Below are 25217 nucleotides of genomic sequence, written 5' to 3' on the forward strand. Positions count from 1 at the left end.
GTGAGGCATTGAGCTAACCAATACTAATTGCTCGTGAGGCTTGACCATATAACACCAAAGTGGTTTTTTAAAATCACAGACACAGATTACGATAAAGCATCAGCAATGATGCGCATCGGTTTGATACTTGGTTATCGCTATTTCAAAAAAGAATTGTTAAAGATCCAAGCACGTCTTCGCGTGTTTTGAGACAAGCTAGCCGTCAAAGGCAAGCAGCACAACACAGTGCCACTCAAAACAAACGCAACAGAATTGCTTGACGATCATAGAGGCGTTGAACCACCTGATCCCATCCCGAACTCAGAAGTGAAAAGCGCCATCGCCGATGGTAGTGTGGGAGATCCCATGTGAGAGTAGGTCGTCGTCAAGCTTTATATTTAAGAAGCCCTGATAGCTAACGCTGTTGGGGCTTTTTTTTGCCTCAAGGAAATGCCATCTTGTCATTGCATTCGCTTGCGCCAGTTTCGTAAGCTCAACGCGTCAGCGCGACTTCAATGCTAAGATGGCATGTATCGGTGTACAGTGAGAGTCCCGCAAGAGCATAAATATCGTCAAGCTTTATATTAAGAAGCCCTGATAGCTAACTCTGTCAGGATTTTTTATCTCAAGGAAAGCTCTTTTGGCGGCCTGAAAGCCGCCGACCTACAGTTTGGCTCTATTCTGGGGATAAACGTTATTTTTATGCACAAAAAAGCCCAGCTTGTTGCTGGGCTTTGTGTATAGTTCAGGTTTTTTTATCGTGTGTTGTCCGCTAATTCACTTAGCAAGGCTCGCTGAGCACTACGGTATTCGCCTTTTCTTGGTTTAGATAGCTGGTAAGAGCCATCACTTTGCAGAATCCAGCTTTGTGTATTGTCTGCTAGATAGTATTCTAATTCTTTCTTAACACGACGAGTCTGCTTGTAATCCTGTAACGGGAAGGCAACCTCGATACGGTTATTTAAGTTTCTGTCCATGCCGTCTGCGCTGGACAGATACACTTGTGGATTACGATCGTTGAAGAAGTAATAGACCCGCGTATGCTCGAGGAATCGTCCTATAATACTTCGTACTCGAATATTAGAAGATATGCCTTTTATACCTGGTCGCAAGGTGCAAATGCCTCGTACTATTAGGTCAATTTTTACACCAGCTTGAGATGCTTTGTACAATGACTGAATAAGTTTCTGTTCGGTCAAAGAGTTCACCTTGATGATGATTCGAGATGGCTCGCCTTTCAGAGCGTTTTCAGCCTCGCGATTGATCATATCAAGTAAACGATCTCGCAAAGTAAAAGGTGCGTGTAGCAGCTTCTTCACTTTTAGCTCTTTACTCATTCCGGTGAGTTGCTGGAAAACACGATGCACGTCATCGCCTATTTCTTTATCCGACGTCATGAAGCTGTAGTCAGTATAGAGTCTTGCATTTCCTGCGTGATAGTTCCCCGTGCCTAGATGAACATAGCGGGTGAGTTCTGCACCCTCTCTACGAACGATCAGAATCATTTTGGCATGGGTTTTATGTCGAACAACGCCGTACACAACAATGGCACCAGCGTCTTGTAGACGACTTGCTAAGGCTAAGTTCTCAGCCTCATCGAAACGAGCCCTTAACTCAATGACAACCGTTACTTCTTTACCGTTACGAGCGGCTTCAACCAGTGCGTTGGCAATAGGTGAACGAGAGCCGGTTCTATATAACGTTTGACGGATAGCCACGACACTTGGGTCTTTCGCGGCTTCGCTTAATAAGTCGATAACGGGCGAAAAACTTTCAAACGGGTGCATCAATAGATAGTCGCGTTGACGAATGGCCTCGAATAATCCCCCTGAGCTGGCCAATTTTCTAGGCAAGCCTGGTGAAAAAGGAGGGTACATTAGATCTGGTCTATCAACCAGTTCCAGAACGGCCATGAGTCGGCTAAGGTTTACCGGCCCATCTATTCGATATAAATCTTGTTGCTCTAGCTCAAACTGCTTAAGCAATGAGTCGACAATGTGCAGAGGGCAGTTTTCAGCGATTTCTAATCGAACTGAACTACCGTAATGACGACTTTGTAACTCTGTTCGTAAGGCACCAGCTAGATCGACACCAATGTCATCGGAGTCTACTTCTAGATCGGCGTTACGGGTAAGGCGGAATTGGAAGCAGCCTTTTACCGTCATGCCGGGGAATAGCTGATCAGCATGGGCGTGAATAATGGAAGAAAGAAAGACAAGGTTATCACCGCCCTCACAAACGTCATCCGGCAGTTTCACTAAACGAGGCAGCGAACTTGGTGCAGGAACAATGGCAAGCCCATTTTCACGGCCAAAAGCATCACGGCCTTCAAGCTCCACCACGAAGTTAAAGGTTTTGTTTGCGAGTCTTGGGAAAGGGTGTGCTGGATCAAGGCCAATTGGGCTGATGATAGGCAACACATTGTCACGGAAATAACGTTTTACCCAAGCCGCTTGTTTTTCATTCCAGACGGTACGGCGAATAAACTTAACGTTTTCATTAGCCAGTTTAGGCAAAATGATATCGTTGAGAATACGGTACTGACGGCGTACTAGTTTGTGGGCGTGTTCACTAATCAACGACAGTACTTTTTTCGGGTGCATGCCGTCAGGACCGTTTTTTTCACGGCTATATTCTAATTGGCTTTTAAGACCTGCGACACGAATTTCAAAAAATTCGTCCATGTTCGAACTAAAGATGCACAGAAACATCAATCTATTTAAGATTGGATGATTTTCGTCCATAGCTTGCTCAAGAACGCGGGCGTTAAACTGTAAGTGACTTAACTCTCTATTGAAGTAGAGCTCCGGATCCGCAAGATCGATTTGTTCTGGCAAGCGTTCTTCGATAGATGCTTTAGTAGGATCTTGTGGTTGTTCTGGTATGGGTTCTAAAACAAGTTCTGCGTCCAACTCTAAAGATGGACTCGGAATGGGTTCTTTTTTATCTATTTCGTTCACCGACTGCTCAGACATGCGTTCTAATTCTCTCTAAATACCGTTTTATTGTGTTGTTGGTATCAATGTTCCTTTGCCTACAGTATGTAGGCATATGATAACAAATTACACCAACGCAGCCTGCTGGTCACCGGATTCTATGTATCTATTTGTGTTAAAAGTTATTAGCTTTTGGTTTTCAGTAGGCGTGCTGCATCTTTTGCAAAGTAAGTCAGGATGCCATCTGCACCAGCGCGTTTGAATGCTAGGAGTGATTCCATCATTACCGTATCTTTATCTAACCAACCATTTTGAAAGGCGGCCATGTGCATGGCGTACTCTCCGCTTACTTGATAAGCAAAGGTGGGCACTTCAAGTTCTGTTTTTACTCGGCGTACGATATCTAAATAAGGCATGCCGGGTTTGACCATGACCATATCTGCGCCTTCTTCTATATCGAGCATCACTTCTCGGATCGCTTCGTTCGAGTTAGCAGGGTCTATTTGGTAAGTAAATTTATTGCCTTTGCCAAGGTTGCCGCTGGAACCAATCGCGTCACGGAATGGACCGTAATAAGCCGAAGCGTATTTGGCTGCGTACGCCATGATCAGGGTATTAACAAAGCCTTCCGCTTCTAGTTCATCGCGAATCTCACCAATTCGTCCATCCATCATGTCGGATGGTGCGACTATGTCGGCACCCGCTTGGGCATGTGAAAGCGCTTGCTTTACTAGCGTATCGACAGTGATGTCATTCAGCACATAACCTGAGTCATCAATGATGCCGTCTTGGCCGTGAGTGGTGTAAGGATCTAGCGCGACATCAGTAAGCACACCTAGTTCGGGAAAGGCTTCTTTCAAAGCGCGAACCGCTCGTTGTACTAAGCCATTTGGATTGTATGATTCTTCGGCAAGCAATGATTTTTTATCACTGTCAATGACGGGAAAGAGTGCAATGGTAGGAATGCCTAGCTCGACAAGTTCTTTGGCTTCTTCTAACAGTAAGTCGATCGAAAGACGTTCAATGTTTGGCATAGAAGGAATGGCTTGGCGCACATTACTTCCTTCAAGAATGAACATTGGATAGATTAAATCATCTGCTGTAAGGTGATGTTCGCGCATTAGGCGACGAGAAAAATCATTTTTACGCATGCGTCGCATGCGAGTATATGGAAATGTCATCCAATATGTCTCCTTTTAGCTGTCTGTAAATGTACTTTAGCATTGTTACAATATTAAGACAGTGACAGATGAAAAGCTTTGTGTTGAGACAAAACTTTACGGATTTTTAGCACTTAGTCTTTGTTTGTGCTCGTTTTGTGCTGCTAAGCCAATTGTGCTTCGGCCTCTTCAAGCTCTTCTTGTGCCTCAAACCACGCTTCTTCACTTTCGGCTTGGGCTTTTTTCCATTTTGCCTCATCGCTTAATAAGCTCTGTAGCTTATTTCTTTGATCGGCTTCGTAAAGGCTTGAATCAGCCATCGCTACTGCAATACGATCAAGATGCTCTTGAGCTGTTTGAATCGCTTTTTCGTACTTCTCAATTTGTTTGCGAAGAGGGCGTAACTTTTCACGCATTTCTGCGGCTTTACGACGCTCTTCTTTGCGATCAACTCGGTCTGTTTTATCGCCCGCCAATTCGCTTTTTTCAAGCTGCGCAGCGTTGGCTTGTCTTGCCTGTAACCATGTGTGATAAGCCGGTAAGTCACCATCGAAAGCTTGTATTTGATGGTCGGCAACAAGGTAAAATTCGTCGACGGTACTGTTAAGCAAATGTCTATCGTGAGATACCAGTAAAATGGAGCCTGGAAATTCTTGCAATGCTTCCGTTAGTGCTTGGCGCATTTCGATATCCAAATGGTTGGTTGGCTCATCGAGTACTAATAAATTGGGTTTTGTCCAAGAAATTAAAGACAAAGCTAAACGCGCTTTTTCTCCACCTGAAAAGCCTTTTACCGCACGAAGGGCGTCGTCGCCAATAAAGCCAAAGCCACCTAGATAGCGTCGAATATCACTCTCAAGTACTTTCGGAGTGAGTCGTTGGATATGCAGTAGTGGCGAAGCTTCTAGATCAAGTGCACTTAATTGATGTTGTGAGAAATAACCAATCTTTAGGTTTTCCCCTAAGATGCGATCCCCTGCCAGAATGCTAATTTCGCCAACGATGGATTTGATGAGCGTTGATTTACCCGCACCATTAGGGCCAAGCAGACCAATACGTTGACCATCTCTAAGCGCGAAATTGGTGTTACCCAGTTGTACTGTTTTGACGCCAGATTTAGAGGTGTAGCCCAAGTCTGCTTGAGATAAATTGACCAATAATTGTGACGTTTTTTCGGCCACGGGAATCGTGAACTCAAATTGCGAATCGATATGAGCAGGGCCGATAATTTCCATTTTTTCGAGCATTTTTAAGCGACTTTGTGCTTGCTTTGCTTTGTCAGCCTTGTAGCGGAAGCGGTCCACGTATTGTTGTAGGTGGGCACGCTTTTCTTGTTGTTTCTCATAGTTAGCTTGTTGTTGCGCTAAGTGCTCAGCACGTTGGCGCTCATAATCCGAGTAGTTGCCTTTGTACAACACCAGTTGCTTTTGATAGAGGTGAACGATATGGCTACAGATGCCATCTAGGAAATCACGATCATGAGAGATGAGTAGTAAGGTGCCTGAGTACTGGCGCAGCCAGTTTTCCAGCCACATTACCGCGTCTAAATCCAAGTGGTTAGTTGGCTCATCCAGTAGTAATACATCAGAAGGACACATCAGGGCTTTGGCGAGGTTAAGGCGAATTCTCCAGCCACCAGAAAAATCAGACACGGGTCTTTGCATGTCCGTCATTTTAAAGCCTAAGCCTTGAAGAAGTGTTTCGCCCCGTGATTGTGCGGTATAACCATGAGCGTTTTCATATTCACCCAGCCAGACAGCGTGAGCATGATCGTCACCATTGGCTTGCGCCTCAGCTATATTTTTTTCGATCTCTCTGAGTTTGTCATCACCATCGAGACAATAATCCAAGGCACTGCGTTGTGTTTCTTCTACCTCCTGAGCCATGAAGGCAATACGGCGCTGCCCGGGTAGAATAACTTCACCGGTATCAGCATGCAGTTCGCCTTTGATCATAGCAAATAAAGAGGATTTGCCTGCGCCATTGGCACCGATGAGGCCGACTTTTTGACCTTCAAAGATGGTGAGATCGGCTTCTTCAAGTAAAAACTGAGTACCGCGCTGTAAACTAACTTGCGTAAATTGGATCATAAAAACTGATTATCTCTTATCTCTCTTAATGAGAAGTGATGTTGATCGTTTCAATCGTCTTTCCAGTAGAAAGTGCAATGCACAACATTTTAGAGTGCTGCTAGATGAAACGAAATAGCAAGTGTGAATATTCCCCGTACATATCCCCAGTTAATGACGGTTTTAAAGTGGATGATTGGGCGTCTCAAGGGTAAAATGGCGATAATACTCATTTGAATTTTTTACTCAGGCTTATGGCTTGGGAAAGGTGTGCTTTGTGAACAATGTAACCATCAATGAAATCCAGCGTTTTTCCTTCGATAACAGTAACGTTCGTGGTGAACGAGTGTTGCTTAACGACGCCTATCAAGAAATTATAAAACGTAAGGCATATCCGTTATCGCTAGAAAAGCTTCTCGGAGAGTTTGTCGCTGCTATCGCGCTTTTGAGGGATATTGTCAAAATAGATGGCGTGTTATCGATTCAAGCCAAAGGTAATGGTTTCTTATCTACCCTGATGACGGAGTGTGACGAACATCAAAATCTTCGTGGTATTGCTCAGTGGGATGAAAGCCAAGAGGTGCCAGAGAGCATTTCCCTAAAAGAGGTACTTGAAGGAGGGTATTTAGCCATTACCATCCAGCCTCGTAATGGACAGCGTTATCAGGGCATCGTTGAGATCATTGGGGACACCTTGTCTGAATGCCTTGAACAGTACTTTTCTCAGTCTGAGCAGTTGCCAAGCCGAGTGTGGTTAGCAGCGAATGGTGCACAGTGTGGTGGCTTGTTCTTACAACGCTTGCCAGAAGAGCAAGCAAAAGAAGGCGATGAAGATGCTTGGGAGCGTTTAACACATTTGGCTTCAACGGTGAAAGAAGAGGAATTGCTTGGGCTTGAAACCAGTGAACTATTGCACCGCCTATACCACGAAGAAGAAGTGCGTTTATACGACGTTAAGACAATGCAGTTTGGTTGTTCATGTTCTCGTCAGCGTACTTTAGAAGCCGTGATGTCGTTAGGGTCAGCAGAAATACGTGAGTTGCTAATAGAGCAAGGCAGTGTGAAAGCCGACTGTCAATTTTGCGCTGAAAAGTACGAGTTTTCAGAAAATGACTTGGCCGACTTTCTCGGCGACCAAGCCAAAACCCATTAGTCTGAAGCACATTAAGACTTAAACGTGGCGTGATTGATCAGATCGCGCCACGATATAATGCCAATCACATTATGTTCATCGTCAACGACAGGTAGGCAAGAAATATCCACGCGTTTAAACCAAGCGATGATGTCCTCTATGGAGGTGTCAGCTTTAACCGTTATCGGCTGACGAGTCATTGCCTGATGAGCCGCACGGTTTAAGGTGTCTAAATCTCTTGGTTGTTCGGATACTTTGTTAATAAAAGGGCTAATCAGACGCAACAGGTCTCGGTCAGAAATAATACCGACTAATTTGCCTTTCTCTGTCACAGGAAGATGGTGAAAACCATGTGTTTCCATGATTTTTCTGATGTTGGGTAAGCGTTCATCCATTTCGACACAGATGACATTTTTTACCATGATATCTTGTGCTTTCATTGTCATACTCCCCAGCATCTCGATAAGAGAATTTAGTATATTTATACTGAATATTATTATTTAAATATAGTAGCAAAATCGAAGCATGTTTTTTATTAATGTTGCTAACATCGCTTTTCTTGCTGCTAAAGTCAATCAAATGAGCGTTATCTTGCTCATTGAAATGTGAATATATCTACAATCTTATACTAAGGTCTCAAGACATTACTTTTAAAATCCGTATAATTGAATCACACCTGCTCAGAATCCCTATTAAGCTGATTTTCTATGTACTTTCGGCATACGAGCAAAGGCGTTCTGAGGAGAGGGTGAAGAAAGTAAAGTAGCGAGCTTTTGTCGTTACTGGCCAAAAGCCCTTTTTCTACATCACTCTCAAATTCACAATTGGCTATGACACGGCGAAATCATATGACCTCAAATTCTGTAGACGTTTTACTAGTCGGAGGCGGTGCTATGAGCACCACCTTAGGAGTGTTACTCAAGCAATTAGATCCCAGCATGACCATGTTGATGGTGGAACGGTTGGACAGTGTCGCAAAAGAAAGTACGGATGGCTGGAATAACGCTGGGACAGGCCATGCGGCATACTGCGAACTTAACTATACCTCTGAAAATAAAGACGGTTCTGTCAATATCGACAAAGCCGTAACCATCAATGCGGCTTTTGAAATCAGTCTTCAATTCTGGTCTTATTTAGTCGAACAGGGGCTTATGCCTGCTCCTCAAGAGTTTATCCATCGCGTGCCTCACCAGAGCTTTGTATGGGGAGAGCGTAATGTAAAAATGCTTAAAGCACGTCATGCGGCCATGAGTGCACATCCTGCTTTCAGAGAAATGCAATACACGGAAGACCGTGAAAAAATGAGAGAGTGGATGCCTCTCATAATGAATAATCGTGAGGGTAACGAACCTCTTGCGGCAACCCGCGTTGATCATGGCGCGGATGTGAATTTTGGTGCGATTGCTCGGAATATGAGTAAGCATCTACAAGGGCTGGATAATTTTGAACTGAGCTTAAATTGTGAAGTGAAAGATTTAAGCAAAAGACCAGACGGAAGATGGGACGTTGAGATAGAACAAAATGGCGCTCGTAAAACCGTGGATGCTAAGTTTGTCTTTTTAGGTGCCGGTGGTGGCGCTTTGCCTCTCTTACAAATGGCCGATGTGAAAGAAGGTAAAGGTTTTGGTGGTTTTCCTGTCAGTGGTCAATGGTTGGTTTGTGAAAAGCCTGAAATTGTCGATCAGCACTTTGCCAAGGTCTATGGTGCCGCGCCAATTGGTGCACCGCCAATGTCTGTGCCACATTTGGATACACGTATTATTGACGGTAAAAAAGCCATTTTATTTGGTCCATTTGCAGGCTTTACAACCAAGTTTTTGAAAACAGGTTCGTTTTTCGACCTTCCTAAAAGTGTTCGCTTTGACAATATCAAGCCAATGCTCAGTGTGGGTAAAAACAATATGGACTTGACTCGTTATTTAATCAGCGAAGTGATGCAGTCTCATAAAGACCGTTGTAACTCGTTGCGTCAGTTTTTTCCAGATGCGAAAGATGAAGACTGGGAACTGGCTTACGCTGGACAACGTGTTCAAATTATCAAAAAAGACGCAAAAACGGGTGGCAAATTAGAGTTTGGTACCGAAGCCATTACGACCGAAGACGGTTCTCTTGCTGCTTTGTTAGGTGCCTCTCCTGGCGCTTCAACGACAGTGAATACTATGATTGGTATTATAGAGCGCTGCTTCCCAGAGCAAGTTGACTCTACAGATTGGCAAGCAAAACTAAAAGTTATGGTGCCATCTTATGGTGAGTCACTCATAGATAATACGGATTTGCTACTTTCTATTCGTGCACGGACGTTAGAAACGCTCAATTTAAAGCCTTAATGTAAGTCAATAATGGCCTCTAGAAAGCGGGCGTGAGACTTCGCTTTCTTGGCTTACATCTTGAAAAATACATCAATACAGAGATTGAATATGACAATGACTTTTGCTGAGCGCGCAGACCAACTGTGTGACAGATTACGAGACATGGAGCATCACGCAGAAGAAGGAGATCAGCTTTTTTATTGCGCCTATCTTCTTGGGCTTTTGGGGCTGCATAGTAGCGCTGAAGGTGAGGGTAAAGAGGCGTTTGACCGAGACTTTACAGCGATTCTACAAGAAACGCTTGAGGCTGAAGGTGTTACCACGAACGATCAAGCAAACATAACGTCATTATGGCAAACGGTTTGCTCAAAAGCGTCTTAGTCGTATCGAATGAAGCATGTGAGTATAAAAAAAGAGGGGTCATTATTAGACCTCTCTTTTTTTAGCTCAATACTCAAATTCACCTAGGTAGGTAAAATGGGAGAATACTACAGCACTTAAAGTGCGGGTTTATTTGGGTGTGGAGCGTAAGCAAATACGTCAGAGAAACAACGCTCTGTGCTTAGTCCTTTGAGCTCTAGCTGGTCAAATGTCCCGTATACCATGCCAACTGATCCGCTGATAAACGCCACACTTTGGCTTAAATCGGGGTGATCTGCTAATATAGCTTCGTATAACCAACCACGTCTTCCGTGCCACTGATCACTTGCCTCGTTAACGATGACATCTAGCGTGAAGGGCGTGTATTTGTGAGCTTCTTCTAACCATTCTTGGGCGAATACATCTTCAGCGGTTCTTAATCCCCAATAAAAGGATACTTTTCCGGTAAAGTTTTGCTCTACTAATTCGCTGTATAGGCTTTTGATTTGAGCAAAGCCTGTGCCACCAGCGATGAGTAAAATATGCTCAGGATGAGTGTCTAATACGCCATTTTGTAGGTGACAGTCACCGCCAGGTGCTTTGATTGCAATGCTGGTGTTGGATTGAATATAGTCTACGACCTTGCTGGCAAGTGACGTCGGATCTGATACCAAAATGTACAATGTCAAATTCGGAAGTTCGTGCGGTGCACTGCCAATAGAATAAGGAACTTTTTCACCTGTTGGCAATACGACCATTAAATACTGACCTGCTTTAAAGGTCAGATCATCGGCTTCTAGGCTAACTCGGTATACATTCTGATTAATTAATTCAACAGCCTTTACCGATGCGCTCATCTCTTTCATTCAAATTACTCCAATCTGTGTCGCACTGACTTATCAAAAAAGTCCGCGGACATTGATGATGCACTATATTGATCATGTAAGTAAAAAAAAACCACTTCATGAAGTGGTTTTATGAGGCAGAGTGATCTGCCTATTTATTTTTGCCTTTCATTGACTCAAAGAACTCATCGTTTGTTTGAGTGACTTTGAGGCGATCAATCAAGAACTCAGTTGCCGCTACATCTTCCATAGGATTCAGTAGCTTACGAAGAATCCACATACGCTGCAGTTCATCTTCTGAGGTCAACAAGTCTTCACGACGAGTACCTGAACGGCGAATATTGATGGCAGGGAACGTTCGTTTTTCTGCAATTTTACGGTCTAGATGCAATTCAGAGTTACCAGTACCTTTGAACTCTTCAAAGATAACTTCGTCCATTTTGGAGCCTGTATCAACAAGCGCCGTTGCGATAATCGTCAAACTACCGCCTTCTTCGATGTTACGTGCCGCCCCAAAGAAACGCTTTGGACGCTCTAATGCGTTTGCGTCCACACCACCCGTTAATACTTTGCCTGATGAAGGGATGACGGTGTTGTAGGCACGTGCCAAACGAGTAATGGAGTCTAGTAGGATTACCACATCGCGTTTGTGTTCAACGAGGCGTTTTGCTTTTTCGAGTACCATTTCAGCCACTTGAACATGGCGTGCTGGTGGCTCATCAAACGTAGAAGCAACCACTTCACCGCGAACAGTACGAGACATCTCGGTTACTTCTTCAGGACGTTCATCAATCAGTAACACGATGAGGTGACATTCAGGGTTATTACGGGTAATGGCGTTGGCAATATTCTGCAGCATAAAGGTTTTACCCGCTTTTGGCGGAGAAACAACCAAAGCACGCTGACCTTTACCCATTGGCGCAACAAGATCAATGATGCGCGAGGTAACGTCTTCTGTGGAGCCATTACCGGCTTCCATCAATAGGCGTTCATCTGGGAAAAGAGGGGTAAGGTTTTCAAAAAGGATTTTATTGCGAACGCTTTCAGGTTTATCAAAGTTGATTTCGTTGACTTTTAGTAGCGCAAAGTAACGTTCACCATCCTTTGGAGGGCGTATTTTCCCGGAGATAGTATCCCCAGTTCGCAGGTTAAAACGTCTAATTTGGCTTGGTGATACGTAAATATCGTCCGGACCTGCTAAGTAGGAACTATCAGGTGAACGTAAAAAGCCAAAGCCATCTTGAAGAATCTCTAAGATACCGTCGCCGTATATGTCTTCCCCACCTTTTGCATGACGCTTTAGGATTGAGAAAATAACATCTTGTTTACGGGAGCGAGCCATATTTTCTAGGCCCATCTCTGATGCGATGTCTAAAAGTTCGTGTACTGATTTCTGTTTTAAGTCGGTAAGGTTCATAAACGGGTTTTGTATTAGCTCATTTGAGGAATATTGACGGAATTAGAGTTAATCAATAAGTAACAATAATGTGTGTCTGGAAGTATCTTACAATGTATCAGCTATTCGGCATAAAAAAACACAAAACAACGTGGTTATAAAACTTTTGTTTTGGTTTAGATCAGCCCGGATAGGGCAAAGCCAATACAGCGCGAAACAATTTGATTGGGATCTAGAGGTGACTTGCTTGTTGCTTTGTCACTATCGAGACCATCCATACTATAGTTCGACTTAAAGGCGAGGTCTATAGTGAAACTCAGGAAAAAAACAATTTCTGGTAATTTTTTGATCAAACTCAGGGTTTTTGTGCTTTCAGAAGAGTCTATTTTTCACGTTAAGTGCTTAATGCCCCTTGCTTTTCGGAAAAAGTGGGCTGTTTTCGTAAAAAATTCATAAAAAACTCTAGGCTTTTTGCTGCCATGTTGCCAATGACATAGGCAAGGAACTGATATACTCTTGCCTTAATTAAGACTTCTGCAAGATAAGGCTTTCTGAATGCAATCACTTTTTTTGCAACAATCTCATGATTTTCCTTTTGAAAAAATTGCGGCTATAGACTTGGGCTCAAACAGCTTCCACATGGTGATCGCTCAAGTGACTCATGGGCAGTTACGAATCACCGGTGAGTTTGGTGAAAAAGTTCAGTTGGCGGCGGGCCTAGTGAATGGGCGCTTAGATGACGAGTCACAGCAACGAGGCTTAGATTGTTTAGCTCAATTTGCACAAGTGATCGAAGACCTGCCTCCCGGCTCTGTTCGTGTGGTTGGTACGAACGCGCTAAGGGTGGCCAAAAATCGATATGATTTTATTGGTAAGGCCATGGATATCATGAGCCATCCGGTAGAAATCATCGCGGGTCGTGAAGAGGCTCGTCTGATTTATGTTGGTGTATCAAGAACCATGGATCATGGTGATGCAAAACGGCTGGTAGTGGATATTGGTGGTGGTAGTACGGAATTTATTATTGGTAAACAGCTTGAGCCAATATTAACGGAAAGCCTTCATATGGGCTGTGTAAGTTTTAAGCAGCGCTTCTTTGATGACGGCAGCATTAATAAATCCAATTTTCAGAAGGCTGTTACGGCGGCTCGCTTAGAGCTTTTAAGTATCCAAGATGATTACCTTGATGAGACATGGGATGTGGCTATTGGCTCTTCAGGGACAGTGAAAGCGGCTTTTAATATTGTTAAGGAAAACAATTGGAGCAAGAAAGGCATCACGTTAAAAAATCTAAAACAAATTCAAAAAGTGTTATTTTCTGCAGGGCATATTGATAATCTCGACCTGCCGGGCCTTAAGCCTGAGCGCAAAGTGACGTTTGCGGCTGGTATTGCGATTTTAACGGCGGTGTTTGAATGTTTTGATATCAAGCAGATGGATTTCTCTAACGCGGCGTTAAGAGAAGGCGTGCTTTACGATATTATGGGTCGTTACGCGGAAACGGATATTCGTGAACGTACCGTTAACTACATGCTGAATCAGTATCACATTGATACGGAGCAAGCAAAACTGGTCACGCACACTGCGTTATCGGCATTAGCTCAAGTGAAAGACGATTGGAACCTGAATAGTATTTCCAGTGAAGACTTACTACGCTGGTCTGGATTACTTCATGAAGTAGGGGCGGGCATTTCCCACAGCCGCTACCACAAACATGGCGCTTACATTATTAGTGAGTCTGATATGCCAGGTTTCTCTCAACAAGAGCAACAGGCATTGGCTAATTTAATTCTACGGCACCGTCGCAAGTTCACTCAATCTTTAGATTACCGCTTTACCAAAAGTGATCAGCAAGATTTAGACCGATTGTCTATATTATTAAGGCTTTCAATATTGCTGCATCATGATAGAAAAGAGGGCGACATGCCTATCTTTACTCTGAAAGCGAGTGATAAAAGTTTGCATGCTGAGTTTTTACCAGAATGGTTGAATAACCGTCCTTTGACACTAGCCAACTTACAACGCGAAGCTGAGTCTTTAGTGGCTGATGGATACACTTTGACCTTTAGTTAATATAAATCAGCGTCAGTTGAGGATCAGGTTAGTTTATCAATTGAGCGATACAAAGCGGCGACTTCCTCTCGTTGTAATCCCGTAATACGAGAAAGTCGTCCAATGCTCGAAGACACTTGCACTGACTCTTTTCCTTGTTGCTCTTTTTCTTCCTTATTATCGGCTTGCTGCAATGTTGATATTAACTGTTGTTTTGCCTTCCCCGATAATTGAATGCTGTCCTGCTGTCTTTGAACATCTGAGCGCACGTTACTGTCTGTCTGTGCGGGCGGCACAGGCAAATACAAACGATTGTTTGAGATGGGAGAGATTGACAAAACAGCCACCTAATAATGAATGATCTATTTTAAGAATAGTATAAAAAACAATCAATGTGTATGTTTCTTGCTACAATCTTTAATCTGTAAGTTAGACATGGCTAGGTAAGGTGTTTTTATCGACAGTTCTATTTATATGTCTTAATAGAACTGCGTTATTTTAAATTTATTTTATCGTCTCATTCACCATATTAGTGTCATTGCCATACAAGGATGATATTGTTTGCACATTGTTATCAATTTCATGACTAAAGAACAATGCATGTAACAGATGTAAGGTCTGCCTTATCGCGTTAATCGCGCGAATGATTATCTGTTGTCAGTCGTTTGCTTCAAAAAGGATGCCGCATGAGCCAAGAAAATCTTCCAATAGAACATCTTTATTTTACTGAGACAAATTTAGAACAAATCTTAGCAAATTTAGACGTTGTTCGTAATCGAATACACCCACAGGCAACGGATGACGAAGGCGTAAATGAACAGGTGTTTCCATCTGTTTGCCTTATTGGTCTGGGGCGATGTGGTTCCAATATCGCTCTGGATGTCGCCTCGTTGGTATACGATGCGAGAACCAATTATATGCGAGAAGTGGAAAGCCAAGAAATCCTCGAAAATGAAAGCGAATTTCGACCTATGCGTTGGATTCGTAAGCATTTACCACTCGAAGGGAAAGACGGTTTTAAGCCTGTATTCTTAATTGAGCCTATCGTGTTATTGGGTGACTTGGATAAGGATATCGAAGGGCGAATTCGTTTTTCTAACCAAGAAGGCAGAGCCAAGTTCTTAGAAGAGTACACCAAGCTACAGATAATGGATTTGTCTGAAGTGCATGCTGGTGGTGCGGGTAATGCGCCAATTTTAGGACAATATCTTGCCAAAATTATCTTGAATAAAGATGCCACCACCTTCCGCAACGAAAATTGGAAACAGATGCATTCCTATTTGGTGGATTCGTGCGGTATCAAAGCCAACCAATCACGTTTATATTTTTATATTTTCAGTGCGGGTGGTGGAACGGGTTCAGGCATGGCCTCTGAGTTTGGCCTAGCACAACAGTTTTCCTATCTCAGCAAGACTTTCGACTACCGATCCGATCAGAGCAAAATGGCGGATAAACGCCATAGCTTTGTGTTTGAGCCAATTTTCACATCGGGTATTTGTATTTTACCGAATATATCTGGAAAAAATGTTGAAATCTCTGAGGCGCTACATATTAACGCTGGGCGTTTGCTAACGAAATACATATCAGAAGAATGGAATTTTTCGTACAACGAAGAACGTGAAGAAGATGAAGTGCCTGCAGACGTCATGGAGCGCATCCGCCCATGGAACTCCATGATGTTAATCTCTAATGACATCATGCGTTATGCAGAAGAGGAAGATGGTGGCGATGCAGACAGTATTGATGTTAACACCATGGAAAAATACGCTAACCAGTATATCTCTCAACAAATCTTCAATATCTTAACCGCTCAAGCCGTCACAACGGATTACGATGAAGATTACTTCCGTCGCGCGGGTATTGATATTGCTGAGACTATTCGTCTGGATGCAAACGATTTGTTCATGAGTTTGGCAGGCCCTGTTGCTGTTGCTTACGCAGAAAGTGTTGTTAATGAAAGTACGCGTCAAGACAGCGTCGATATTGATGACCTATTCTGTCGCTCAATTGAATTGCCACACTTCAATAGTGACACGTCAGCGATTGAAGGGGTGAGTGTATTGCCAGTTGAATCCGAGCGATACCGTGAAGCGATTAAGAACTATCGAAAAAGCGGTTACGACGCGACCACGTTGAATCACCTGCATTTCTTTAAAAATTGTTCGTCTATCGTATCGATTATTTCTTTGCCGCGAGATTACAAACTATCTTTTACGGCATTAAATCGTCTCAAAATGCACTTGAACCGCTTATGCCCTAATACAACATTAAAACGTTATGCATTGGTTATTGGTGCATCGGCTAACTTGTCATTAACCACGCTTATCGCAAAAAGCCCTTGTTTGAGTGATGATTTTTTAACCTTAATGGTCGCTTACATGAAGCGTTGTTTTGCCCGTGACGATTACCGTTACACGGATGAAATAGACAAAGCGATTATTAAAATGATCCAAGATACGGATTTTGATGAAGCGTTAGTAGACAAGTTTTTTACTACGTATGAGAACCCTGCGAAAATCTTGGATACAAACTGGTATGCGATTAAGCCAATGTATGAGAAAAAATACCGTGAGCTAATCGACAATAATCAGCGTTTTGTCTCGATCAATGATATTCGTTTGGACATTGATAACGTGAAAAATGCGATTAAATATCTGCGTGAAATTTATCGTCATCGCATTAGTAAAACCAATGTTCTTACACTGAATAGCTAATGATTGATAATTAACATTATGTTTTAAAGGCAACTCACGCAGAGTTGCCTTTTTTAGCTGGTTAAAAACAAAAAATGCCATAGTTGGCTTAGTTATTGAGTGGACACTTACTTTCGAAACGCTTTGCATTGTTCGATAAGCGCGTCGATGTTGATGTGTTGTTCGGCGCTGTCGGCGAGGCGGTTGATTTCGGCATCGCGGTACTGGTCGTAGTCGAATGCGGCGGCTTGGTCGACGCCAGCCCAGTGAAGTAGAGCTTGTAGGGCGTCTGGATGGTCGAATATACCGTGTAAATAGGTGCCTATAATCTTACCATCTTCTGATATATAGCCCTCTTTTTCGCCATTTTCGTTATTTTCTCCATTCTCTAAGTTAGCGAAGTGGCGGATGCTTGTGTTAGTTGAAAAGCTTGATACGCCGGAGTGAATTTCGTAGCCCGTGAGTTGGGCTTGTTGTGTCTCGATTTGCAGATAGCCTTGGCGTTGCTTGAGTTGTTTTTCTTTTTCTAACACCGTGGTCATGGGGATATAACCAAAGCCTTTGGCTTGGGTGTTGGCGTGTTGGTTTTCTAAGCCATAGGGGTCGAGTAAGGTGTCCCCTAGCATCTGAAATCCCCCACAAATGCCCATGACTTTGCCACCGTATCTTAGGTGTGTATCTAAATACCTTTCCCAACCTTCCTGACGTAAAAACGCTAAATCACTCTGTACACTTTTGCTGCCCGGCAAGATAACAAGGTCGGCCGGCGGTATGGCTTGGTTTGCTTTGACAAGGGTGACTTGCACATTAGGATGGAGGCGCAGCGCATCCCAGTCTGTGTGGTTACTGGTGCGAGGCATGACGGGAATAACCACATTCAGTTTGGTATTGGCGTCCGTTTTGACGGGACTGTGGGCGACCGCGTCTTCGGATTCTAGATGGAAGCCTTTTAAATAAGGCAAGACACCAAGGACGGGCTTGCCTGTACGTTGTTCAAGCCAATCTAATCCAGACTGCAATAAACTGATATCGCCCCGGAAGCGGTTGATGACAAAGCCAATAACGCGATCTTGTTCGCTAGGGCTGAGCAGTTCCAAGGTGCCAACCAGATGCGCAAAGACGCCACCTTTATCTATGTCGGCAATAATAATAACCGGACAATCGATGCTTTCAGCAAAGCCCATGTTGGCAATGTCACGAGCACGTAGGTTGATCTCAGCAGGACTGCCGGCCCCTTCAATAAGCACCGCCTGATATTGATCGGCAAGGCGGTAATAAGAATCCAGCGCAGCCACTTTAGCGATGCTTTTGTATTCATGGTAGCCAACGGCATCCATGTTGCCCACGGCTTTGCCTTGGATGATGACTTGAGCACCGACATCGGTATTGGGTTTGAGCAAGATGGGGTTCATGTCGACGTGGGGTTCGAGCCCCGCGGCATAAGCCTGTACGGCTTGGGCACGACCTATTTCATTGCCATCTTGGGTCACGGCGCTGTTCAATGCCATGTTTTGCGGTTTAAAGGGGGCGACTTGAATGCCTCGACGTGCAAATAAGCGGCATAAAGCCGTTACTAGGGTGCTTTTTCCGGCATCGGATGTGGTCCCTTGGACCATTAAACTAAAGGCTGGCATTCAGAGTCATCACGCTTTAAATCAATAAGGTGATAGAATTCTACCTCATTGTCCCATTATGTGAAAAACGACCTATATTCATGATGACTTCAATTTTTGACTTTTTAGCGACGAACAGCTTTATGGTGTTGGCGGCATTGGTGTTAGATCGCTGGCTAGGTGAACCGAAAAGTTGGCATCCGCTGATCTGGTTTGGCCGTTGGGTGGATTTGTGTCGCAAGCATACTCAGCTGCCTTTAGATGCCTCCTCGGCTCGTCAACGTATGGTGGGTGTACTGGCTTGGCTGATCGCCGTGTTGCCTTGGTTATTGATCTTATGGGTATTGTTTTGGCTACTGCCTAATCTGCTGGATGTGATTCTGTCTATTCTTATATTGTATTTTGCGATTGGTTGGCAGAGTTTGCGGGAGCACGCGTTGGCTATTTACCTGCCTTTGTCGGCTGTGTCGCCGTCGTCTGAAATGACGACTGAAGAGGCGGCTGAAAAGCTCAATGAAGCACGTCTTGCTGTCAGTTATATCGTCAGCCGGGATACGCAAAATTTGGATGAGTCTGCCGTCGCGAAGGCCGGTATTGAGTCGGTATTGGAAAACGGCAGTGATGCGGTTTTTGCGCCGATTTTTTGGTTTGTACTCTTGGGAGCACCAGGAGCGTTGTTATATCGTTTGGCCAATACGCTAGACGCTATGTGGGGCTATAAAACCGAGTCTTTGTTGTATTTTGGCTGGTTTGCCGCACGATTTGACGATGTGCTGAATTATCTGCCCGCGCGATTGGTGGTTTACACTTACGCCGCTTGTGGTCATTGGCGGGCGGCTATTCGCAGTGCTCGTCGTCCTTCGGCTCGTTGGAAAAGTCCCAATGCGGGTCCTGTTATGGCCGCTGGTGCTGGTGCGTTAGGGGTTCAACTGGGTGGTGAGGCACCGTATTTTGGCAAAATAGAGACGAGGCCGATTTTAGGAGAGGGTGAAATGCCTAGGCCTAAACATTTAAAAGAAGCCATTTGGTTAGTGGATAAAAGTGTGTATTTATGGGGATTGGTGATATGCCTTTTGATCTGAATAAAAAGCCTGTGAATCTTGAGCTTGCCGCCCCCAAACATGGTGGTGATTTGGCCTATTGGCAACGCAAAGTGGGCAACGACGCGTTAAATTGGTTGGATTTGTCTTCTGCCTGTAACCGAGAACCTTGGCCGGTTCCTGAGGTGTCTACTGCGTTGTGGATGGCCTTGCCAGATCAAACTGAGCTATTAGAGCAAGCAGAGCGCTACTTTGCTCGTCGTCCTAATGCCATAGGGGCTGGATCTCAGCACATTATTGAATCTTTGCCTCCGTTATTGCGGGAGTCCGGATGTCTAACTAATCAAACGGTGTTTGTGCCGCGTATTGGTTATCAAGAGCATGCTTTTGCTTGGCAGAAATGGGGCTATGACATTGTTTATTACGACGCGTTAGAGGAATTATTGACGCAGCATTGGGCGGTGGCTGTGGTGATTCAGCCGAACAATCCGACAGGTGAGCTCGCGTCAGCCAGCATCTTGTCTCAGTTGGTTGCTCATGCAGAGCAACAAGGCGCCAGTTTGGTGGTGGACGAAGCTTTTATTGATGCGACCCCTGAATGGAGTGTGCTGAACCATCAACAGACAAGGGACTTGAGTGAATCTTTGTTTGTTATGCGTTCTGTAGGAAAATTTTTTGGTTTGGCGGGTGCAAGAGTGGGGTTTGTTTTTTGCGCGTCAAAATGGCAAGTCGCATTGAACAATTTACTGGGACCTTGGCCTGTCGCGACACCCAGTTTGCATTTGGTGAGCTTGGCGTTGGCGGATACCGCTTGGCAATCTCACGCGTTGCAGAATTTGACCGTACGACAAGCGGCGTTTGTTGAGCGAGTGATGCCAAAACTGAATACCATCTTTGACTCACAAGACAGTGTACGGAATGCCTTATTTACGACTTGGTTTCTTGATAGTCAGGCGTATGCGGAGCACGTTTTTACCATGTTGCATCAGGTGGGCGTTCATACGCGTTTAGGGGACGGTTGGATTCGTGTGGCATTGCCTGCGTTGGATGAAATGGACGCGTTAAACCGTGCCTTGATACGCCTATTAAAAACCGCAGGAGATCAAACGCAGGGCCATTCAAGGGGGGAACTTGCATGAAACATCTTGTTCTCGGTGGGGTGAGAAGTGGTAAAAGTGCGTTTGCGCAAGAGCAGATAGCGGCTTGCGCGAAGCCTGTGTGTTATGTGGCGACGTCGCAGGTATGGGATGATGAGATGGCGAGCCGGGTTCGCCAACATAAAGACAATCGTCCCAAAGAATGGCAGTTAATAGAAGAACCGTTGGCGCTTGCCAGTGTGTTGGATTCTCTTAATACGCCTGAACAGGCGGTCATTGTCGAATGTTTTACCTTGTGGTTGACGAATTTATTATGTTTGGAAGACGACGCTCGATTGGAAAGCGAAAAGTGTGCGCTGTTACAAGCAGTTGAACGCTTTGAGGGCGATTTAGTGTTGGTTTCCAGTGAAGTGGGTTTGGGGATTATGCCGATGAATGCCCTAGCTAGGCGTTTTGGCGATGAGGCAGGTGCTATGAACCAAGCACTGGCTAAACTGACCGATCGGGTAACTTTTGTTGCGGCAGGGCTGCCTCTACCGCTAAAATCCTAATCTGGCCTATTCCACCTAATGTCTGCGTGTTTGGTGACTTGTTCGTCACCTTATAGAGTAGATAAAACTAGTAGATAAAACGAACGATAAAAGTGTAGGAGCTTTGAAGATGACCCCTTATTCAAAAGATTTTCCAGTGTCTTGGGAAGAGTTACATAGAAATGCTCGTGCGTTATCTTGGCGGTTGCTAGAGCAAGGTCCTTGGAAGGGTATTATTGCGATTACCCGTGGTGGTTTGGTGCCAGCGGCCATTTTGTGCCGTGAAATGGACATTCGTTTAATCGATACCATTTGTATTGTCAGCTATGGCGCCGATGAAAAGGGCGATGCGGCCATGAAACAAGGTGAGCTGAATGTATTAAAAGGTGTGGAAGGCGACGGCGAAGGTTTTATTCTGGTCGACGATCTTGTTGATACGGGTCGAACGGCTGCGAAAGTACGTGAAATGCTGCCAAAAGCCCATTTCGCGACTATTTATGCCAAACCGGCTGGCAAGCCTTTGGTGGACACTTTTATTACGGAAGTCAGTCAAGATACTTGGATTCGCTTTCCTTGGGATATGGAATATACCTTTTCGACACCGTTGGCCGATCGCCAAGGAAAATAAGCCGCTCTTCGACATCAATGGGCTGTCATTTAAAAAAGAAACGAGAGTGTGGCAAAATGACACAAAGCTCTCGTTTCTTTTACGTATTTTTGAGCTAACTTTATCACTGGGTTTTCATAAAATAGATGGCTTAAAAGTGATTTAAATAACAAGACTATAGGATTTCAATATGTGGCAAACGCTAACTCGAGTTGTTTTGATAGGTATTTTATCGTTTGCAACGATATTACCTGCGTGGGCGGAAGGCACGGTTGCCCGTGCGCAGTTTTCGACGGATGTGGTGGATCGTGAACCAATCGATGACATTGGTCCCGTGGTAAAAGTAGAATACGGTGAGATACAGCGAGTGTATTTCTTCACGGATTTACGTGACATGCAAGGTAGCCAAGTGATTCATCGTTGGAAGCTGGATGATGAAGAGCAGGCTGATGTCGCGTTTGATATTGGTGGTGATCGTTGGCGAGTATGGTCAAGTAAGCGCTTAATGCCAGGTTTTGATGGCAAGTGGAGTGTGGATGTCGTGAAAGATGGTGCTGTGATAGAGACTCACTCTTTTGACTATGTGGATAGCGAGTAACAACTCGCTTCCCTTTCCATTAAATTATTTTCTTAGAAGTAAGGATGGTTATGCCCCATTTACGTGTACGCGGCTTGGCGTTTGATGAATTAGAATCCATTGCCGACATTTTAGTTGAGAACTTAGCAGAAATTACGGACACGCCTAATTCACACTTTACTCTTGAGTATCAAGCGACGACTTTTTTAGCGGTTGGCGGAGCCTCTCCTGCGTATCCGTTTTTTGATGTGTTTTGGTTTGATCGAGGCGACGAGGTGAAACGCAAGGTTGCACTCATTATTGAAGAATTAGTCAGACCATTGGTGGACAGTGGGCAAGACATCACCGTGCTTTTTCACGATCTGCAAGGTAAGGATTACTACGAAAACGGTGAGCACTTTTAAACAGTGCGTTCGCCTATTGAAAGAAGCACGTCCGTTGCAATCGGTCGTGCTTCTAGGTTTGCTTACTGGTTACAAACGCATTTCTATGCCAGCGTCTGTCATGCGCTGCTTGGCTTGTTGAATGCTGTATTCGCCAAAGTGGAAAATACTGGCTGCTAATACAGCATCGGCTTTGCCTTTGATAACACCATCCACAAGATGATCAAGGTTGCCAACACCGCCAGAAGCGATGACTGGTACATGAACCGCTTCGCTTATTGCTCGGGTGATGCCAAGATCAAAACCATTTTTCGTGCCGTCACGATCCATGCTCGTCAGCAGAATTTCTCCCGCACCGTATGCCACCATCTTTTTCGCCCATTCAACCGCATCTAAGCCAGTGGGTTTTCGACCGCCATGGGTAAAAATTTCCCACTTATCAGGCTCGCCTTCGGCACTGACTTTTTTGGCGTCAATGGCGACCACGATACACTGGGAGCCAAAACGTTGGGCTGCTTCGCGGACAAACTCTGGGTTAAACACCGCGGCGGTATTAATACCGACTTTGTCAGCGCCAGCATTTAGCATACGGCGAATGTCTTCACAGGTACGAATGCCACCGCCTACCGTTAGAGGGATAAACACTTGGCTGGCAATGGCTTCCACCATGTGAACTGTGGTTGCGCGGTCGTCCGAACTGGCGGTGATGTCTAGAAAGGTAATCTCATCGGCGCCTTGCTCATTGTAGCGTTTCGCCACTTCAACAGGGTCACCCGCGTCGCGAATATCGACGAACTGAACGCCTTTTACAACGCGACCATTGTCCACATCGAGGCAAGGAATAATACGTTTTGCTAAGCCCATAAATGGCGCTCCTAGAATCTAATATGCTTCTATCCAAACAAACTGAAGGGCTTGCTATTACGGCTTGCCATCCCAGTGAAGGAAGTTTTTATAAAGTTGAAGACCGTCTTTATGGCTTTTTTCAGGGTGAAACTGGACTGCGAACACATTGTCACGGGCAAGGGCGACACAGAACGTCAAACCGTAGTCGCAGGTACCTGCCACTTCGTTTTTGTTCTCTGGGACCACATAAAAGCTGTGTACAAAGTAAAAGCGCGCGTTGTCCGGAATGTCAGCCCAAAGAGGATGATTAATCGTGTGTTTGACCTGATTCCAGCCCATGTGTGGCACTTTTAATTTGCTACCATCATGATCTTTATGGTTTTCACCAAAGAACAGTGCGTTGCCTTTAAAATGGTTTAAGCAATCGACGCCGCCGTTCTCTTCACTGTGAGTCATCAACGACTGAATGCCGACACAAATAGCGAGAAAGGGTTTTTCCGCCATGGCTTTGCGAATGCTGGGAACCAGGCCTGCGTTGTGCATTTCGCCGATGCAATCACGAATGGCACCAACACCCGGTAATAACACACGATCTGCCGCATCAATCACCGCAGGATCACTGGTGACGATCACCGTGGTATTGTCGTCTGCTACGTGTTCAAGGGCTTTGGCAACCGAGTGAAGGTTACCCATGCCATAGTCGATGACCGCAACAGTGGATTTTTTCATTTCGTTCATGCTGACAGTGTCCTACAAACAACCTTTGGTAGATGGCATTTGACCAGCCATGCGTTCATCCACTTCTAGTGCCATGCGCAACGCACGACCAAAGGCTTTAAAAATGGTTTCGGCTTGATGGTGGGTGTTTTTACCACGAAGATTGTCTAGGTGTAGCGTGACTTTGGCATGGTTAATAAAACCGTGGAAGAACTCAGAGAACAAATCCACATCAAAACCACCAACGGAACCACGAGTAAAAGGCACATGCATTTCTAGGCCGGGGCGACCTGAAAAATCGATCACCACCCGTGATAGTGCTTCGTCTAATGGAACGTAAGCATGGCCGTAGCGTTTGATGCCTTTTTTGTCGCCTACCGCGATGTCAAATGCTTGTCCTAACGTGATACCTAAATCTTCCACTGTGTGGTGAGCGTCAATGTGAAGGTCACCAACGGCATGAATGTCTAAGTCAATCAGGCCATGACGTGCTACTTGTTCAAGCATGTGGTCAAGGAAAGGAACGCCTGTGACGCAGCTGAATTTACCGGTACCGTCTAAGTTAATCGACACCTTAATCTGAGTTTCAAGCGTATTACGCTCGACACTGGCAATGCGATCGGACATTGATTGGTTTCTCCACCGTGATTGTGACGAAGAGTCGCCACTTTTTGTGTAATAAGAGCATGACATAAGGTACCCATTATAGAACGTGGGCTCCTTAGCTTCTATGCTTTGTCTGAGTGTTTTTTGATGAGTTGTCGCTATTGCGTCGATAAACATCAACTTCGAATGCTATGATAGGCGAATTAATCCGCCGCTGAGTATGAATTAAGGTAAGCGGCTAATTAGATCAAACGCATTTGTGGTTATACA

At 44.7% G+C, this 25217-nt stretch carries 22 protein-coding genes and 1 rRNA gene; 12 read left to right on the forward strand and 11 right to left on the reverse strand.

Annotated elements, in window-relative coordinates; genetic code table 11:
* Positions 1 to 255 precede the first annotated feature (255 nt).
* Positions 256 to 370 (forward strand): 5S ribosomal RNA (rrf, locus tag DK187_RS14530).
* 364 nt (positions 371 to 734) lie between these two features.
* On the opposite strand, the gene ppk1 is transcribed toward rrf, so the two are convergent.
* The 3 genes from ppk1 to DK187_RS14545 form a co-directional block, all read right to left on the reverse strand.
* On the reverse strand, positions 735 to 2954 hold the full coding sequence (ppk1, locus tag DK187_RS14535; protein WP_111608077.1) for a polyphosphate kinase 1: 2220 nt from the start codon (positions 2952 to 2954) through the stop codon (positions 735 to 737).
* Between the two features lie 146 nt (positions 2955 to 3100).
* The gene (hemB, locus tag DK187_RS14540; protein WP_111608078.1) at positions 3101 to 4096 is read right to left on the reverse strand and encodes a porphobilinogen synthase; all 996 of its coding nucleotides are present in this window, start codon (positions 4094 to 4096) and stop codon (positions 3101 to 3103) included.
* A gap of 143 nt (positions 4097 to 4239) precedes the next feature.
* Positions 4240 to 6165 (reverse strand): ABC-F family ATP-binding cassette domain-containing protein, encoded by a 1926-nt coding sequence (locus DK187_RS14545; RefSeq protein WP_111608079.1) that lies wholly within the window; start codon positions 6163 to 6165, stop codon positions 4240 to 4242.
* 256 nt (positions 6166 to 6421) lie between these two features.
* Here DK187_RS14545 and hslO point away from each other — a divergent pair, with 256 nt between their 5' ends.
* Positions 6422 to 7297 carry an Hsp33 family molecular chaperone HslO gene (gene hslO, locus DK187_RS14550; protein WP_111608080.1) on the forward strand — a complete coding sequence of 292 codons (876 nt, stop codon included), beginning with the start codon at positions 6422 to 6424 and terminating at the stop codon, positions 7295 to 7297.
* A gap of 11 nt (positions 7298 to 7308) precedes the next feature.
* Here the strand turns inward: hslO and DK187_RS14555 are convergent, their stop codons facing one another.
* Entirely contained in the window at positions 7309 to 7716 is a 408-nt protein-coding gene (locus tag DK187_RS14555) for a CBS domain-containing protein (RefSeq protein WP_111608081.1), read from the reverse strand.
* A gap of 408 nt (positions 7717 to 8124) precedes the next feature.
* On the opposite strand from DK187_RS14555, the gene mqo reads away from it, so the two are divergent.
* Together mqo and DK187_RS14565 are read left to right on the forward strand one after the other, a co-directional pair.
* Entirely contained in the window at positions 8125 to 9603 is a 1479-nt protein-coding gene (gene mqo, locus DK187_RS14560) for a malate dehydrogenase (quinone) (RefSeq protein ID WP_229676494.1), read from the forward strand.
* A 90-nt stretch (positions 9604 to 9693) separates the two neighbouring features.
* Complete coding sequence (locus DK187_RS14565) at positions 9694 to 9966, forward strand: YfcL family protein (RefSeq protein ID WP_111608083.1); 273 nt, start codon at positions 9694 to 9696, stop codon at positions 9964 to 9966.
* A 116-nt stretch (positions 9967 to 10082) separates the two neighbouring features.
* Here the strand turns inward: DK187_RS14565 and DK187_RS14570 are convergent, their stop codons facing one another.
* Complete coding sequence (locus DK187_RS14570) at positions 10083 to 10811, reverse strand: NAD(P)H-flavin reductase (protein ID WP_111608084.1); 729 nt, start codon at positions 10809 to 10811, stop codon at positions 10083 to 10085.
* A 130-nt stretch (positions 10812 to 10941) separates the two neighbouring features.
* On the reverse strand, positions 10942 to 12207 hold the full coding sequence (gene rho, locus DK187_RS14575; protein ID WP_111608085.1) for a transcription termination factor Rho: 1266 nt from the start codon (positions 12205 to 12207) through the stop codon (positions 10942 to 10944).
* 534 nt (positions 12208 to 12741) lie between these two features.
* On the opposite strand from rho, the gene DK187_RS14580 reads away from it, so the two are divergent.
* Positions 12742 to 14259: a Ppx/GppA phosphatase family protein gene (locus DK187_RS14580; protein WP_111608086.1), complete on the forward strand. Its 1518-nt coding sequence runs from the start codon at positions 12742 to 12744 to the stop codon at positions 14257 to 14259.
* Between the two features lie 23 nt (positions 14260 to 14282).
* Here the strand turns inward: DK187_RS14580 and DK187_RS14585 are convergent, their stop codons facing one another.
* Positions 14283 to 14576: a hypothetical protein gene (locus tag DK187_RS14585; protein WP_111608087.1), complete on the reverse strand. Its 294-nt coding sequence runs from the start codon at positions 14574 to 14576 to the stop codon at positions 14283 to 14285.
* Between the two features lie 348 nt (positions 14577 to 14924).
* Here DK187_RS14585 and DK187_RS14590 point away from each other — a divergent pair, with 348 nt between their 5' ends.
* Positions 14925 to 16952 (forward strand): hypothetical protein, encoded by a 2028-nt coding sequence (locus DK187_RS14590; RefSeq protein WP_111608088.1) that lies wholly within the window; start codon positions 14925 to 14927, stop codon positions 16950 to 16952.
* Positions 16953 to 17059: 107 nt separating this feature from the next.
* Here the strand turns inward: DK187_RS14590 and DK187_RS14595 are convergent, their stop codons facing one another.
* A complete protein-coding gene (locus DK187_RS14595; protein WP_111608089.1) occupies positions 17060 to 18565 on the reverse strand; it encodes a cobyric acid synthase in 1506 nt (501 codons plus the stop codon).
* A gap of 80 nt (positions 18566 to 18645) precedes the next feature.
* Between DK187_RS14595 and cbiB the strand changes: the two genes are divergently transcribed.
* The 6 genes from cbiB to DK187_RS14625 all read left to right on the forward strand — a co-directional run bounded on the left by cbiB (position 18646) and on the right by DK187_RS14625 (position 22799).
* Positions 18646 to 19626: an adenosylcobinamide-phosphate synthase CbiB gene (gene cbiB, locus DK187_RS14600; RefSeq protein WP_111608090.1), complete on the forward strand. Its 981-nt coding sequence runs from the start codon at positions 18646 to 18648 to the stop codon at positions 19624 to 19626.
* Complete coding sequence (locus tag DK187_RS14605; RefSeq protein ID WP_223232241.1) at positions 19596 to 20723, forward strand: aminotransferase class I/II-fold pyridoxal phosphate-dependent enzyme; 1128 nt, start codon at positions 19596 to 19598, stop codon at positions 20721 to 20723. Before cbiB ends, DK187_RS14605 begins: the two co-directional genes overlap by 31 nt.
* On the forward strand, positions 20720 to 21232 hold the full coding sequence (gene cobU / locus DK187_RS14610) for a bifunctional adenosylcobinamide kinase/adenosylcobinamide-phosphate guanylyltransferase (RefSeq protein WP_111608091.1): 513 nt from the start codon (positions 20720 to 20722) through the stop codon (positions 21230 to 21232). The genes DK187_RS14605 and cobU overlap by 4 nt, the downstream gene beginning before the upstream one ends.
* 109 nt (positions 21233 to 21341) lie before the next feature.
* Entirely contained in the window at positions 21342 to 21839 is a 498-nt protein-coding gene (gene gpt / locus DK187_RS14615; RefSeq protein WP_111608092.1) for a xanthine phosphoribosyltransferase, read from the forward strand.
* Positions 21840 to 22008: 169 nt separating this feature from the next.
* Positions 22009 to 22416 (forward strand): DUF2914 domain-containing protein, encoded by a 408-nt coding sequence (locus DK187_RS14620; RefSeq protein ID WP_111608093.1) that lies wholly within the window; start codon positions 22009 to 22011, stop codon positions 22414 to 22416.
* Between the two features lie 50 nt (positions 22417 to 22466).
* A complete protein-coding gene (locus DK187_RS14625) occupies positions 22467 to 22799 on the forward strand; it encodes a DUF1904 family protein (RefSeq protein ID WP_111608172.1) in 333 nt (110 codons plus the stop codon).
* Positions 22800 to 22868: 69 nt separating this feature from the next.
* Here the strand turns inward: DK187_RS14625 and hisF are convergent, their stop codons facing one another.
* The 3 genes from hisF to hisB are packed head-to-tail and all read right to left on the reverse strand — an operon-like array spanning position 22869 to position 24968.
* Positions 22869 to 23642, reverse strand: coding sequence for an imidazole glycerol phosphate synthase subunit HisF (gene hisF, locus DK187_RS14630; RefSeq protein ID WP_111608094.1), 774 nt, complete (start codon positions 23640 to 23642; stop codon positions 22869 to 22871).
* A 57-nt stretch (positions 23643 to 23699) separates the two neighbouring features.
* Complete coding sequence (gene hisH, locus DK187_RS14635; RefSeq protein WP_111608095.1) at positions 23700 to 24362, reverse strand: imidazole glycerol phosphate synthase subunit HisH; 663 nt, start codon at positions 24360 to 24362, stop codon at positions 23700 to 23702.
* A gap of 12 nt (positions 24363 to 24374) precedes the next feature.
* A complete protein-coding gene (gene hisB, locus DK187_RS14640; protein ID WP_111608096.1) occupies positions 24375 to 24968 on the reverse strand; it encodes an imidazoleglycerol-phosphate dehydratase HisB in 594 nt (197 codons plus the stop codon).
* Positions 24969 to 25217 lie beyond the last annotated feature (249 nt).

It is taken from the genome of Marinomonas arctica (assembly GCF_003259225.1).
GTDB lineage: Bacteria > Pseudomonadota > Gammaproteobacteria > Pseudomonadales > Marinomonadaceae > Marinomonas > Marinomonas arctica.

Bases quoted from the DNA above. Each gene is read 5' to 3' on its own strand.
- ppk1 (WP_111608077.1), bottom strand. From the start codon at position 2,954: ATGTCTGAGCAGTCGGTGAACGAAATAGATAAAAAAGAACCCATTCCG.
- hemB (WP_111608078.1), bottom strand. From the start codon at position 4,096: ATGACATTTCCATATACTCGCATGCGACGCATGCGTAAAAATGATTTT.
- DK187_RS14545 (WP_111608079.1), bottom strand. From the start codon at position 6,165: ATGATCCAATTTACGCAAGTTAGTTTACAGCGCGGTACTCAGTTTTTA.
- DK187_RS14555 (WP_111608081.1), bottom strand. From the start codon at position 7,716: ATGAAAGCACAAGATATCATGGTAAAAAATGTCATCTGTGTCGAAATG.
- mqo (WP_229676494.1), top strand. From the start codon at position 8,125: ATGACCTCAAATTCTGTAGACGTTTTACTAGTCGGAGGCGGTGCTATG.
- DK187_RS14565 (WP_111608083.1), top strand. From the start codon at position 9,694: ATGACAATGACTTTTGCTGAGCGCGCAGACCAACTGTGTGACAGATTA.
- DK187_RS14570 (WP_111608084.1), bottom strand. From the start codon at position 10,811: ATGAAAGAGATGAGCGCATCGGTAAAGGCTGTTGAATTAATTAATCAG.
- rho (WP_111608085.1), bottom strand. From the start codon at position 12,207: ATGAACCTTACCGACTTAAAACAGAAATCAGTACACGAACTTTTAGAC.
- DK187_RS14580 (WP_111608086.1), top strand. From the start codon at position 12,742: ATGCAATCACTTTTTTTGCAACAATCTCATGATTTTCCTTTTGAAAAA.
- DK187_RS14590 (WP_111608088.1), top strand. From the start codon at position 14,925: ATGAGCCAAGAAAATCTTCCAATAGAACATCTTTATTTTACTGAGACA.
- DK187_RS14595 (WP_111608089.1), bottom strand. From the start codon at position 18,565: ATGCCAGCCTTTAGTTTAATGGTCCAAGGGACCACATCCGATGCCGGA.
- cbiB (WP_111608090.1), top strand. From the start codon at position 18,646: ATGATGACTTCAATTTTTGACTTTTTAGCGACGAACAGCTTTATGGTG.
- DK187_RS14605 (WP_223232241.1), top strand. From the start codon at position 19,596: ATGGGGATTGGTGATATGCCTTTTGATCTGAATAAAAAGCCTGTGAAT.
- cobU (WP_111608091.1), top strand. From the start codon at position 20,720: ATGAAACATCTTGTTCTCGGTGGGGTGAGAAGTGGTAAAAGTGCGTTT.
- gpt (WP_111608092.1), top strand. From the start codon at position 21,342: ATGACCCCTTATTCAAAAGATTTTCCAGTGTCTTGGGAAGAGTTACAT.
- DK187_RS14620 (WP_111608093.1), top strand. From the start codon at position 22,009: ATGTGGCAAACGCTAACTCGAGTTGTTTTGATAGGTATTTTATCGTTT.
- DK187_RS14625 (WP_111608172.1), top strand. From the start codon at position 22,467: ATGCCCCATTTACGTGTACGCGGCTTGGCGTTTGATGAATTAGAATCC.
- hisF (WP_111608094.1), bottom strand. From the start codon at position 23,642: ATGGGCTTAGCAAAACGTATTATTCCTTGCCTCGATGTGGACAATGGT.
- hisH (WP_111608095.1), bottom strand. From the start codon at position 24,362: ATGAACGAAATGAAAAAATCCACTGTTGCGGTCATCGACTATGGCATG.
- hisB (WP_111608096.1), bottom strand. From the start codon at position 24,968: ATGTCCGATCGCATTGCCAGTGTCGAGCGTAATACGCTTGAAACTCAG.